This is a genomic window from Lentzea sp. NPDC037011 (assembly GCF_055607425.1).
Window position 1 is genome coordinate 42,941 of sequence record NZ_JBVJRT010000005.1, and the last position, 12,516, is coordinate 55,456.

13 protein-coding genes are annotated in these 12,516 nt (G+C 70.9%); 10 read left to right on the forward strand and 3 right to left on the reverse strand.

Translation table 11 applies throughout. The features are described 5' to 3' along the window. Positions 1–10: 10 nt before the first annotated feature. A complete protein-coding gene (locus tag ACZ7CH_RS15650) occupies positions 11–922 on the reverse strand; it encodes an SAM-dependent methyltransferase (protein WP_470374222.1) in 912 nt (303 codons plus the stop codon). 30 nt (positions 923–952) lie between these two features. Between ACZ7CH_RS15650 and ACZ7CH_RS15655 the strand changes: the two genes are divergently transcribed. The 5 genes from ACZ7CH_RS15655 to ACZ7CH_RS15675 all read left to right on the forward strand — a co-directional run bounded on the left by ACZ7CH_RS15655 (position 953) and on the right by ACZ7CH_RS15675 (position 5,276). Continuing rightward, positions 953–2,101, forward strand: a complete 1,149-nt coding sequence (locus ACZ7CH_RS15655; protein ID WP_360385222.1) for a PrsW family intramembrane metalloprotease — start codon at positions 953–955, stop codon at positions 2,099–2,101. Between the two features lie 102 nt (positions 2,102–2,203). Beyond that, positions 2,204–3,094, forward strand: a complete 891-nt coding sequence (locus tag ACZ7CH_RS15660) for a Rossmann-like and DUF2520 domain-containing protein (RefSeq protein ID WP_360385224.1) — start codon at positions 2,204–2,206, stop codon at positions 3,092–3,094. A gap of 1 nt (position 3,095) precedes the next feature. Next, positions 3,096–3,986, forward strand: a complete 891-nt coding sequence (gene panC / locus ACZ7CH_RS15665) for a pantoate--beta-alanine ligase (RefSeq protein ID WP_458429633.1) — start codon at positions 3,096–3,098, stop codon at positions 3,984–3,986. Positions 3,987–3,996: 10 nt separating this feature from the next. Then, positions 3,997–4,485: an aspartate 1-decarboxylase gene (gene panD, locus ACZ7CH_RS15670; RefSeq protein WP_360386602.1), complete on the forward strand. Its 489-nt coding sequence runs from the start codon at positions 3,997–3,999 to the stop codon at positions 4,483–4,485. Next, on the forward strand, positions 4,485–5,276 hold the full coding sequence (locus ACZ7CH_RS15675) for a type III pantothenate kinase (RefSeq protein ID WP_360385228.1): 792 nt from the start codon (positions 4,485–4,487) through the stop codon (positions 5,274–5,276). Before panD ends, ACZ7CH_RS15675 begins: the two co-directional genes overlap by 1 nt. On the opposite strand, the gene ACZ7CH_RS15680 is transcribed toward ACZ7CH_RS15675, so the two are convergent. Continuing rightward, entirely contained in the window at positions 5,266–6,018 is a 753-nt protein-coding gene (locus tag ACZ7CH_RS15680; RefSeq protein ID WP_458429632.1) for a class I SAM-dependent methyltransferase, read from the reverse strand. The two genes, ACZ7CH_RS15675 and ACZ7CH_RS15680, sit on opposite strands and share 11 nt — an antisense overlap. A 509-nt stretch (positions 6,019–6,527) precedes the next feature. Here ACZ7CH_RS15680 and lysS point away from each other — a divergent pair. The 5 genes from lysS (at position 6,528) to ACZ7CH_RS15705 (ending at position 11,617) form a co-directional block, all read left to right on the forward strand. Beyond that, the gene (lysS, locus tag ACZ7CH_RS15685; protein ID WP_360386605.1) at positions 6,528–7,982 is read left to right on the forward strand and encodes a lysine--tRNA ligase; all 1,455 of its coding nucleotides are present in this window, start codon (positions 6,528–6,530) and stop codon (positions 7,980–7,982) included. Positions 7,983–8,094: 112 nt separating this feature from the next. Continuing rightward, on the forward strand, positions 8,095–8,448 hold the full coding sequence (locus ACZ7CH_RS15690; protein ID WP_360385232.1) for a histone-like nucleoid-structuring protein Lsr2: 354 nt from the start codon (positions 8,095–8,097) through the stop codon (positions 8,446–8,448). A 333-nt stretch (positions 8,449–8,781) separates the two neighbouring features. Continuing rightward, complete coding sequence (locus ACZ7CH_RS15695; RefSeq protein ID WP_360385234.1) at positions 8,782–9,774, forward strand: FecCD family ABC transporter permease; 993 nt, start codon at positions 8,782–8,784, stop codon at positions 9,772–9,774. After that, on the forward strand, positions 9,771–10,823 hold the full coding sequence (locus ACZ7CH_RS15700; protein ID WP_360385236.1) for a FecCD family ABC transporter permease: 1,053 nt from the start codon (positions 9,771–9,773) through the stop codon (positions 10,821–10,823). The genes ACZ7CH_RS15695 and ACZ7CH_RS15700 overlap by 4 nt, the downstream gene beginning before the upstream one ends. Next, the gene (locus tag ACZ7CH_RS15705) at positions 10,820–11,617 is read left to right on the forward strand and encodes an ABC transporter ATP-binding protein (RefSeq protein ID WP_360385238.1); all 798 of its coding nucleotides are present in this window, start codon (positions 10,820–10,822) and stop codon (positions 11,615–11,617) included. The genes ACZ7CH_RS15700 and ACZ7CH_RS15705 overlap by 4 nt, the downstream gene beginning before the upstream one ends. Positions 11,618–11,675: 58 nt before the next feature. Here the strand turns inward: ACZ7CH_RS15705 and ACZ7CH_RS15710 are convergent, their stop codons facing one another. Next, entirely contained in the window at positions 11,676–12,470 is a 795-nt protein-coding gene (locus tag ACZ7CH_RS15710) for a (2Fe-2S)-binding protein (RefSeq protein WP_360385240.1), read from the reverse strand. Positions 12,471–12,516: the final 46 nt, after the last annotated feature.

A 12,516-nucleotide genomic window follows, 5' to 3' on the forward strand; every position in this document is an offset into this window, starting at 1 on the left:
ACGATCGTCGTCACACGTCGGCGGTGCTGGCGGGTATCGGACGCCAGGGCGGCAGTTCCGGCAGCAGGTCCGCCACCGCGACACCGCGGCCGTGCAGCAGCCACCCGAACGCGCCCAGCCCCGCCGGGTCGCGCAGCTCCGCGATCCGGCCCGCCCGCGCCACCGACTCCAGCCACTCCCAGCCCGACCCGGTGACCTCACCGGTCAGCCCCAGTGCGGCGAGCGCGTCCCGTTGCGACACCAGCACCCGGTCACCGCCGGCCGCCTCCGCGCACGCGTCGAGCGCCACGTGCGCGGTGATGTCGCAGGAACCGTCGAACACCGGTGGCACCTGCCGGCCGGCGCGGTAACCCGTCAGCGTGAACCGGCGGGACGACACCAGGTGCCCGTAGTCGACCGCCAGCGCCGCACCGCGCACCCGCGAGACCGCCGCGGCCCAGGCAGCGTCGCGGGGCGCCCCGACCTCCGCCTGCTCACCGTCGGCCAACGGCCACCACCGCGCGATCCACGGGTCGTCGCTCGGGCCGGTCACCACGGGGCACGGGATCGCGTCCAGCCACTCGTGCCCGACCAGCAACCCGGTGCACGACGGCACCTCCGCCGTCCACCGCACCCCCGGCAGCTCCACCGGCGGACCGAGCTCGACCGCCGTCACCCGCAGCCGCGCGGCCAGCGACCCGGCCGCCAGCCGCCGGACGGCGGACGCGAGCTCGCCGCCGCCCGCGCCGACGTCCACGAAGTCCACGACCGGGGGAAATCCGAGCGCCGCGTCCACGCGTGCGAGCAGCACCAGCAGCGCCTCCGCCAGCTCCGGCCCGACCAGCACAGACGTGCGGAAGTGCGCGGACGGCTTCTCACCGCGGGCGAAGAAGCCATCGGGGCCGTACAGCGCGGCGTGCCAAGCGGCTTCCGGATCGAACACCGGACAAGTGTGCATCTAAGGTCATTTCTCGTGAACGACGCCGACCTCTCGCCGACGCCGGGCCGCAAGCGCATCGAACAGCGCCGCTGGACCGTCCTGTTCCCCGTCGTCGGGCTGATCGCCCTGGCCGCGGCGGGTCTCGTGCTGTTCGCGCTCGGGTCGACGAGCATCGGGCTGGAGCCGATCCTCGTCGGTGCCGCCGCCGCGCTGATCCCGGTCGCGTTCGTGGTCAGCGCGTTCCTGTGGATCGACCGGTGGGAGCCGGAACCGGCGAAGATGCTGCTCTTCGCGTTCTTCTGGGGTGCGTGCGGCGCGACGATCAGCTCGCTGGTGTTCAACCAGACCTCGCGCGTGGTCGGCGACATCCTCACCCACGGCGGTGGCGGCGACTTCACGCTGCTCATCGGCGCGCCGGTGGTGGAGGAGGCGACCAAGGCGGCCTTCCTGATCGCCGTCTACCTGCGGCGCAGGCACGAGTTCGACGGCGTCGTCGACGGCATGGTCTACGCGGGCATCACCGCGGCGGGCTTCGCGTTCACCGAGAACATCTGGTACTTCGGCCGGATCTTCGCCCAGCAGGGCTTCGGCGACCTGGAGGGCGGTGTGGTCGCGCTGTTCCTGCTGCGCGGCGTGCTCTCGCCGTTCGCGCACCCGCTGTTCACGTCGATGACCGGCATCGGCGTCGGCATCGCGGCGAGCTCCAGCAGGGCCGCGACCCGCGTCGTCGCGCCGATCGCCGGGTATCTGGCCGCGGTCGGCCTGCACGCGGGCTGGAACGCGATGACCAAGGTCGAGACCGGGTCGGCGTTCATCAACCTGTACTTCCTGGTCATGGTGCCGCTGTTCGCGGGCGCGGTCGCGATCGTCGTGTGGCAGCGCCGCCGGGAGCAGCGGATCGTGGCGGGCCAGCTCGCGGCGATGGCGCAGAACCGGTGGATCGCGAACAGCGAGGTCGCGTTGCTGGCGAGCCTCAACGGCCGCAGGAACTGGCTGCGGGCGGTCAAGCGCAAGTCCGGTGACGCCGCGGCCAGGTCCGTGCGGAACTACCAGGTGGCCGTCACGGAGCTGGCGTTCCTGCGGCACCGCATCGAGCAGGGCACCGCCGGACAGAGCGCCGAGAGCCGGCACGGCGTGCTGCTCGACACGCTGCACGCGGCCAGGTCCGCCGCCCGCGGGTGAGTCCGGTCACCGCCCGGCCACGCGCCGGGACGTGCGGGATTACCCTCGGCGGCGTCGTCTGGTACCCGAACCGGGACTGGAACGTCAGAAGGAGTTAGTCGCATGGACGCGACCCCTCGTCCGGCCAGGCTCGCCGTCGGCGTCATCTCGGCCGGCCGGGTCGGCTCGGTGCTGGGCGCCGCGCTGGCCAGGACCGGTCACGTGGTCGTCGGCGCCGCCGCCGTCTCCCGGGCCTCCCTCGCCCGCGCGGAGGAGCTGCTGCCCGGCGTCGCCATCGCCGACCCCACCGAGGTCGCTCAGCGCGCCGACCTGGTGCTGCTGGCCGTCCCGGACGACGAGCTGGCGGGCTTGGTGCGCGGACTGGTCGCCACGGGCTCGTTGCGCGCGGGGCAGATCGTCGTGCACACCAGCGGCGCGCAGGGCGTGGCCGTGCTCGAACCCGCCGCCGAGCTGGGCGCGCTGACGCTCGCGCTGCACCCCGTCATGACCTTCACCGGCCGGTCGGAGGACCTCCAGCGGATGAGCTCGGCGTGCGTCGGCGTGACCGCCGCGGACGGCGACGAGGTGGCGTGGAGCGTCGGCGAGGCGCTGGTCGTGGAGATGGACGCCGAACCGGTGCGCGTGCCGGAGGCCGTCCGCCCGCTCTACCACGCCGCGCTGGCCCACGGCGCGAACCACCTGATCACGCTGGTCCGCGACGCCGCGGACCTGCTCACCAACGCGGGCGTCGCCAACGCCGAGCGCCTGCTCGGGCCGTTGCTGTCGGCCGCGCTCGACAACTCGCTGCGCCACGGCGACCGGGCCCTCACCGGTCCGGTCGCCCGCGGCGACACGGGTACCTTGCGCAAGCACCTCACCGTGCTGGCCGAGCAGGCACCCGACACCCTGCCCAGCTACCGCGTGCTCGCCCGGCGCACCGCCGAGCGGGCCGAACGCTCCGGGCTGCTCAAGCCCGACGCGGCCGACGACGTTCGCACCACTCTCGAGGACTGACGTGACCAAGCCCCTGACCAAGGACGACTTCCGCCCCGACGACGTCACGGTGCACCGCGACCCCGCGCGGCTGAACCGGGTCGTGCGCGCGCTGCGCAACGCCGGACGCAACGTGGCACTGGTGCCCACCATGGGCGCCCTGCACGCCGGGCACCGGCAGCTGATCCGCGAGGCCCAGGTCATGCAGAACACGGTGGTCGTGGTGTCGATCTTCGTGAACCCGCTGCAGTTCGGCGCGAACGAGGACCTCGACAAGTACCCGCGGCAGTTCGAGTCCGACGTGGACATCTGCCGCGCGGAGCGGGTCGGGCTGGTCTTCGCGCCGTCCGTCGAGGACATGTACCCGGAGGGCGCCCAGGTCACCGTGCACCCCGGTCCGCTCGGCGACGAGCTGGAGGGCGCGGTCCGCCCCGGTCACTTCGCGGGCGTGCTCACGGTCGTCGGGAAGCTGTTCAACATCGTGCAGCCCACGTACGCGGTGTTCGGGCAGAAGGACTACCAGCAGCTCCAGCTGATCCACAAGATGGCGCGCGACCTGAACTTCCCGCTCGACGTCGTCGGCGTGCCGACGGTGCGCGAGCACGACGGTCTCGCCCTGTCGTCGCGCAACGCCTACCTGAGCCCCGAGCAGCGCCAGCACGCCGTGACGCTGTCGGCCGCCCTGACCGCGGGCGCGCACGTGTCGGCGCAGGGCGCGGACGCCGTGCTCAAGGCCGCGCACGACGTGCTGGCGCAGGTGCCGGAGGTCGAGCTCGACTACCTGGAGCTGCGCGGGGCCGACCTCGGTCCCGCGCCGGAGAACGGCGACGCGCGGCTGCTCGTGGCGGCCCGCGTCGGCACCACCCGCCTGATCGACAACATCGCGGTGTTGCTCGGCGAAGGCGACGAGTAGGGGGATGGCCATGTTCCGCACGATGCTGAAGTCCAAGATCCACCGCGCCACGGTGACGCAGGCCGACCTGCACTACGTGGGTTCGGTGACGGTCGACGAGGACCTGATGGAGGCCGCCGACCTGCTCGCCGGCGAACAGGTCGCGATCGTCGACGTCACCAACGGCGCGCGCCTGGAGACCTACGTCATCCCCGGTGAGCGCGGCACGGGCGTGCTGGGCATCAACGGTGCCGCCGCGCACCTGGTGCACCCCGGTGACATCGTCATCCTCATCGCCTACGGGCAGATGGACGACGCCGAGTCCCGCACCTACAAGCCGCGCGTCGTGTTCGTGGACGCGGACAACAAGGTCGTGGACCTCGGCACCGACCCGGCGCACGCCCCCGAGGGCTCCGGACTGGTGAACGGCTCCACGAGCGCCCCGTCATCTGAGACCGTTGAGGCGACCGCGCTGGACGCGTTGATCCAGGCCGAGAACCTGAAGCAGGAGATCTCCTAGTGCTGCTCGCCATCGACGTCGGCAACACCAACATCGTGCTCGGTCTCTACGACGGCGTGGGCGACTCCGCGCCGCTCGTGCGCGACTGGCGGATGCGCACCGACGCCCGCATGACCGCCGACGAGCTCGCGCTGACCATGCGCGGCCTGCTCGGCGAGTACGCCGACAAGATCACCGGCATCTCCGCGCTGTCCACCGTGCCCGCGGTGCTGCGCGAGCTGCGGGTGATGCTCGGCCGCTACTACGACACCGTGCCGAAGGTGCTGGTGGAGCCGGGCGTGAAGACCGGCGTGCCGCTGCTCGTGGACAACCCGAAGGAGGTGGGCTCCGACCGCGTGATCAACACGCTGGCCGCGCACCACCTCTACGCGACCTCGTGCGTCGTGGTCGACTTCGGCACGTCCACGAACCTCGACGTGATCTCCTCGCGCGGCGAGTTCCTGGGCGGCGCGCTGGCGCCCGGCATCGAGATCTCCGTCGACGCCCTCGCCGCGCGCGCGGCCCAGCTCCGCAAGGTGGAGCTGGTCCGCCCGCGCAACGTCATCGGCAAGAACACCGTGGAGTGCCTGCAGTCCGGCATCGTCTACGGGTTCGTCGGCCAGGTCGACGGCCTGGTGCGGCTGATCACCCAGGAGCTCCAGCAGACCGACCCCGGCCCGGTCACGGTGATCGCGACCGGTGGCCTGGCCCCGCTGGTCGTGGCGGAGTCCTCGACGATCGCGCACCACGTGCCCGACCTGACTCTGCTGGGGCTGCGCCTGGTGTTCGAGCGCAACCTCGTCAGCCGCTGACGACCATCCGTGTCACGTCCGTGAGCATGGGGACGTCGAACGGCCCGTTCGACGTCTCCGGCCGCGAACGCAGGAACGCGAGCATCTTCTCGTTGACCGCTTCGCGTTCCTCGGCGCTGACGACCAGCATCCGCGAATGGGTGTTCACGGTGGCGATGAGCGCCTCCGGTGAGTCCCGGTGCTGCGCGTGCTGGAACACCTGCCGCTCAGGCGTGCCGAACAACGGGTGGGCCAGGAGGCCCGTGGGGTCCTGCCGGTTCATCTCGATGCTGTTCGCCGACACCCGCTCGAACTCCGCCACCCACTCGACCGACGTGTCCGGCTCGTTCCACATCGCCGCCACCACCCCGCCGGGCCGCAGCACGCGGGCGATCTCCGGCATCGCCTTCGCGTGGTCGAACCAGTGGAACGCGGTCCCGACCAGCACCGCGTCGACCGTCTGGTCCGGCACCGGGATGTGCTCGGCATGGCCGGGCAACGCGCGCACGTCGTGCACCCGGCGCACGAGCTCCGACAGCATCTGCTCGTTGGGCTCGACCGCGGTGACGCAGTGGCCCTCCGCGACCAGTCCCGCGGTGAGCTTGCCGGTGCCGGCGGCCAGGTCCAGGACGTCCAGGCGCCTGTCCTGTGCCAGCGGCTCCAGAGCCCACCGGATCGCCGCCAAGGGGTAGTCCGGCCGGTGTTCGGCGTAGGCCTCCGCCTGCGCGCCGAACGAGTCAGCTCGCCTCGCGTGTAGATCCATCCGTCCAACTTAGTGACCGGCCCGGTGCCCGAAATGGTCCGGTCGGGTTCCCCGCGTCACGCCATCCCGCCGCACGCCCGCCCTCTCGCGCTCCTCGCTGGTCACGCGGGAGTCCCGCGTTCCCCTCACAGGCACGCGGGAGTCCTGCGTTCCCCTCTCCGGTCACGCGGGGGCCCCGCGTTCCCCTTTCCGGTCACGCGGGGGCCCTGCGTACCCTCAGAGCGCACGAAAGCTCCCCGCGTGCACTTCTCAGGTTCCGGGATGCGGAAAGCGCGGCTCGGCGAGCAGGGACGTGGTGAAGCGGGACGTGGAGGTGAAGGTCCTCCTCGACTGCACCCCCGCGGAAGCAGAGCTCGCGCGTCGGTTCCTCGTCGATCTCGGGATCGGTGGCGAGCTGGTGCAACGGGTATCCGGTTCGCCCTGACCTCCCGCCCTTCCGTACCCTTCTCGGCGTGAGTGAGCAGCCGAAGCAAAACCCCGTGACCAGCGAAGAAGACCTGCCCGAGCAGATGCGCGTGCGCCGGGAGAAGCGTGCGCGGCTGCTCGCTTCCGGCAAGGAGCCGTATCCGGTCGAAGTCGGGCGCACGCACACGTTGCGCGAGATTCGCGAGACGCACCCGGAACTGGAGCCCGACACGCAGACCGGTCAGGTCGTCGGTGTGACCGGCCGGGTGATGTTCCTGCGCAACACCGGAAAGCTGTGCTTCGCCACCCTGAGGGAAGGTGACGGCACCGAACTGCAGGCGATGCTGAGCCTCGCCGGTGTGGGTGAAGAAGCGCTTTCCGAGTGGAAGAGCGACGTCGACCTCGGCGACCACGTTTTCGTGCACGGCGAGGTCATCAGCTCGCGCCGCGGTGAGCTTTCCGTGATGGCCGACGCGTGGCAGCTGACGTCGAAGTCGTTGCGCCCGCTCCCGGTCGCGCACAAGGAACTCGGCGAGGAAACCCGCATTCGCCAGCGTTACGTCGACCTGATCCTGCGGCCCCTCGCGCGTGACACCGTTCGGACCCGCGCGAACGTCGTCCGTTCCTTGCGGGAGTCGTTCCACCGGCGCGGTTTCCTCGAAGTCGAGACGCCGATGTTGCAGACGCTGCAGGGCGGTGCGTCGGCGCGTCCGTTCATCACGCACTCGAACGCGCTCGACATCGACCTGTTCCTGCGCATCGCGCCGGAGCTGTACTTGAAGCGCTGCGTGGTCGGCGGGATCGAGAAGGTCTTCGAGATCAACCGCAACTTCCGCAACGAGGGTGTCGACTCGTCTCATTCGCCCGAGTTCTCGATGCTGGAGTACTACGAGGCGTACGCGACCTACGACACGAACGCCGTGCTGACCCGCGAGCTGATCCAGGAAGCCGCGGAAGCCGTGACGGGCTCGCAGATTGTCACCCTCGCCGACGGCACGGAGTACGACCTGTCAGGCGAATGGCGGACGATCAGCATCTACGAGTCGTTGTCCGAAGCCGTCGGTGAGGAAATCACCCCCGAGACGCCGGCCGAGGTGCTCCGCAAGCTTTGTGACCGCCACGAACTGGAGGTCAACCCGAAGTTCGGGCACGGCAAGCTGGTCGAGGAGCTGTGGGAGCACCTGGTGTGCGACTCGCTCTACCTGCCCACGTTCGTGCGCGACTACCCGGTGGAGACGTCGCCGCTGACCAGGCAGCACCGCACCAAGCCGGGTGTCGCCGAAAAGTGGGACCTCTACGTCCGCGGATTCGAACTCGGCACCGGTTACTCCGAACTGGTGGACCCGGTGATCGAGCGGGAACGCCTCGAAGCGCAGGCCCGCCTTGCCGCGGCCGGCGACAACGAGGCCATGCCGGTCGACGAAGACTTTCTGCGATCACTGGAGTACGGAATGCCACCGAGTGGTGGTGTCGGAATGGGGATCGATCGGCTGCTGATGGCACTGACCGGGCTGGGTATCCGAGAGACCATCTTGTTCCCGCTCGTTCGCCCTGAATGAGTAACTTTTCGCGAGTCGATAGGTGCAATGCGGCACCTGTGCGCTAACCTGCGTCCGCAGGGCATTAGTTGGCGTGCGGGTGACCGCGCATTCGGGGTCCAGGAGGATACGCATGGCGCAGAAGGTCACGGTGACCCTCGTCGACGACCTGGACGGCTCCACTGCGGAGGAGACCGTCGAGTTCGGGCTGGACGGTGTCAGCTACACGATCGACCTTTCCTCGGGCAATGCGGGCAAACTGCGGGACGCCTTGTCCGACTACGTGGCGGGTGCCCGCCGCGCGGGTGGTCGCAAGCGCACCGGCACTGGACCCGGCCGTCCGGCGAGCGTGAAGGCGCGTCCGGCATCGGCTGACCGCGAGCAGAACCAGGCCATTCGCGAGTGGGCCCGCAAGCAGGGCATGAAGGTGTCGGACCGGGGTCGCATCCCGGCCGAGGTGCTCGACGCCTACCACCAGCAGGGCTGAAATTCGGTAAAGCACGAAGGGGTTCCGGGGCGCATTCCCGGAACCCCTTCGTGCTATTTGAGTGACCACTCAACTACTTCCGGGGGACGCCGGTGTGACCCGTCCGGGAACCGGTGCTGTCCAAACGACTTTCTCGGTTCACGTTCGGATGAGCCGAGAACGTTTCCGTGGAATATTCTTCCTCGATCGTCCGACAGCCGTTGTTCCGCTGTTCTCGCCTGGGCGTTCTGCGGGGCGTGCGTCCGCGTGACGAGGGCAACGGGACTGCGCGGCCGACCGCCCGGTCGGTTCGGTTAGGCTTACCTCTCCTTGAGGAGTACAGGAGGGTGGGCCTTGGGTCGTAGGTCGTCGGGCCTGCTCTTCCTGCTGGTCGTGCTGGTCGCCGTGGCGCTGGTGAGCATCGCGGTCGGCTCGAAGGACATCCCGCTCTCCGCCGTGTGGCACGGGCTGTTCACACCGACCGGCGTCGAGGACGACGTGATCGTCCGCGAGCTCCGCGTCCCGCGCACCCTGATCGGCATCGCCGTCGGGATCGCGCTGGGCGTCGGCGGCGCGTTGATGCAGGGCCACACGCGCAACCCGCTGGCGGACCCCGGCATCCTCGGTGTCACGCACGGCGCCGCGCTGGCCGTGGTGCTGTCGATCTTCCTGTTCGGCGTCTCGTCGCTGTACGGCTACATCTGGTTCGCCTTCGCCGGTGCCATGGTCGCGAGCGTGCTGGTGTTCGTGCTCGGTTCGGCCGGGCGTGCGGGTCCATCGCCCGTGACGCTGGCGTTGGCCGGTGCCGCCGTATCGGCGCTGATGAACGGTCTGGTGTCGGCGATCGTGCTGCTCGACCAGCAGTCGCTCGACGCGTTCCGGTTCTGGCAGCTCGGCGGGATCGCCGGCCGCGACCTGTCGGTGCTGACGCAGGTGCTGCCGTTCCTGCTGGCCGGTCTGGTCGTGGCGGCGTTCAACGCGCCGGGGCTCAACGCGCTCTCGCTCGGTGAGGACGTGGCGCGGTCGCTCGGCGTGAACGTCAGCCGCACCCGGTCGCTGGGCATCCTCGCGATCACGCTGCTGGTGGGCGCCGCCGTCGCCGCGTGCGGGCCCATCGGGTTCGTGGGACTCGTCGTGCCGCACATCGCGCGTGCGTTCACCGGGCCGGACTACCGCTGGATCCTGCCGTTCTCGGCGGTGCTCGGCGCGGTCCTGGTCCTCGTGGCCGACGTCGTCGGCCGCGTCGTCGCCCGTCCGTCCGAGGTGGAGGTCGGTGTGGTGCTGGCGCTGCTCGGCGCCCCGTTCTTCATCTTCCTGGTGCGCCGCAAGAGGCTGGTGAAGATTTGACCGCCACCGCGCTGAGGGTCGGGGCCACCTCGTTCAAGCTCCGCCGCCGCCCGCTGCTGGTGGTGGCGTGCGCCCTGGTCGTGCTCGCGGCCCTGTTCGTCGCCGACATCATGATCGGCGACTTCCCGCTGACCGCCGCGCAGGTCGTGGACACCCTGCTGGGCGGTGGCTCGCGCCGCGACCAGTTCGTGGTCTTCGAGCTGCGCATGCCCCGCGCGCTGACCGGCCTGCTCGTCGGCGCCGCGCTCGGCCTGTCCGGCGCGATCTTCCAGGCGATCGTGCGCAACCCGCTGGCCTCACCCGACATCCTCGGCGTCACCTGGGGCGCGGGTGCCGGCGCGGTCTCGGTGATCACGTTCGCCGGCTCGCTCGGCGTGGTGACCGGCAGCGCCGCGTCGATCGGCGTGCCGCTGGCGGGCCTGCTCGGCGGCCTGACCGCCGGCCTGCTCGTCTACGCGCTGGCGTGGCGCAAGGGCATCGAGGGCTTCCGGATGGTGCTCGTCGGCATCGGCGTCACCGCCGTGGCCGGCAACTTCACCCACTACCTGCTGACCGTCGGCGACGTCCAGGACGCCGGCCGCGCGATGGTGTGGATCACCGGCTCGCTGAACGGCCGCGGCTGGGAGCACGTCGTCCCGGTGGCGCTGGCGCTGGCCGTGCTGGTCCCCGTCGCCCTGGTCGGCGGCCACGTCCTCGGCGCGCTCCAGTTCGGCGACGAGACCACCCGCGGCCTGGGCATCCGCGTGAACCCGGCCCGCTCGTTCCTGATCGTCGTGGCGATCGTCCTGGCCTCCGTGGCCACCGCCGCGGCGGGCCCGATCACGTTCGTCGCGCTGGCCACGCCCCAGATCGCCCTGCGTCTGGCCGGCACCGCCCAGCCCCCGCTGTTCGGCTCGGTCGTCATCGGCGGCGCCCTGGTCATGCTCTCCGACCTGGTCGCCCGCACGATCTACCGCACCGAGCTCCCCGTCGGCGTCGTGACGGCGGTGCTCGGCGCCCCCTATCTGATGTACCTGCTGGTTCGGAGCCGCCGGGAGGCGCGGGTATGAGTGTGCGTCTTGAGGCCACGTCGCTGTCGGTCGGTTACGGCGAACGGCTGGTCGTCGACTCGTTGGACCTGGCGGTGCTCGGCGGCACCGTGACGGCCGTGATCGGCCCGAACGGCTGCGGCAAGTCCACGCTGCTGCGCGCACTCGGCCGGTTGCTGCCCGCCCGGTCCGGCGCGGTGCTGCTGGACGGCAAGGCGATCGACTCGATGCCCACGCGCGAGGTGGCGCGGGTGCTCGGCATGCTGCCCCAGGCGCCGTCCGCCCCCGAGGGCCTGACCGTCGCGGACCTGGTCGCCCGCGGCCGGCACCCGCACCAGTCCTGGTACCGGCAGTGGTCCTCGGACGACGCGGCCGCCGTCGACGCGGCCCTGGAGATGACCGGCATCTCCGACCTGGCCGACCGCACCGTGGACGAGCTGTCCGGCGGCCAGCGGCAGCGGGCGTGGATCTCGATGGCGCTCGCCCAGGGCACGGACCTGCTGCTGCTCGACGAACCCACCACGTACCTGGACCTGGCGCACCAGATCGACGTGCTCGACCTCGTGCAGGAGCTGCACGCGTCGATGGGGCGGACCATCGTGATGGTGCTGCACGACCTCAACCTGGCGGCGCGGTACGCGGACCACGTCGTCGCCATGCGCGGTGGGCGGATCGTGGCGCAGGGAACGCCCGCGGAGGTGCTGACCGAGGAGATGCTGCTGGAGGTGTTCGGGCTGGACGCGCGGGTCGTCGAGGACCCGGTGGCCGGAACGCCGCTGGTGGTGCCGGTCGGGTCACGTCACCGCCTGCCGTAGCGCCTGCGGCGGTGCCTCAGGCCGTAGCGCCGCCCATCGGGTGGGGGCGGCGCTCAGCTCAGCTCGTGCGCGGGCAGGCCGTGCACGGCTCGGCGTCCGGCAGCACGTAGTGGAAGCAGCAGGAACGGCGGCGGCGCTTCCAGCCCTCGTCCGTCAGGTGCAGCGTCGACGCGGAGATGAACGGGTCGAGCTTCTCCGGCAGGAGCAGGGCCGCGTCGGTGACGCCCGCGGTCTCGTCGCCGCACACCCGGCCCGCGGCCCAGGGGCCGTACTCCAGCATGTCCGTCGCCGCCGCCCACAGGGTGCGGCGGCCGAAGCGGACCACCTGGCCGAACGACGTCACGAACTGCGCGGCGTGCGCGGCGTAGCGGGCGCGGAACAGGGCGGCGAGCGCCGCCTCGTTCGCCACGACGGTCGCGGCCGGGTGGTTCGAGGCCGGGTCGTCGGGCAGGCAGGCGAACTCGTCGGAGAGCAGCGCGATGCCGTCGGGGTGCGGGCGGCCTTCCTGGGCGATCCGGAACGCGACGTCCGCGGGCTTGAGGGACGGGATGCGGCGGACGGTGTGGAAGAGCAGGCTCGCGAGGTAGGCGGGGACGTGCAGGTACCAGCCCATCACGTAGCCGGCGGTCGCGCGGTCGTCCGACTCGCCGTGCTGCTCGACCATCCACTCGGCGAGGTCCTTGCGCCAGAGGTCGAAGCGCGACGGCTCGGCCACCAGCTCCGAGCAGATCGTCCAGTCCGACGGGGGGACTCCGAAGCGGATCTCGGTTCCCACGTCCAGGCGGGCGACGGATTCGGCCAGTGGCGTGAACGCACGCGGGTTCTGCTGTGAGACCCTCGCAGGTACGGTCAACGCGCAAGTCCAATCTCAGCGAATGAGGCTTGCCTAACCTTACCTA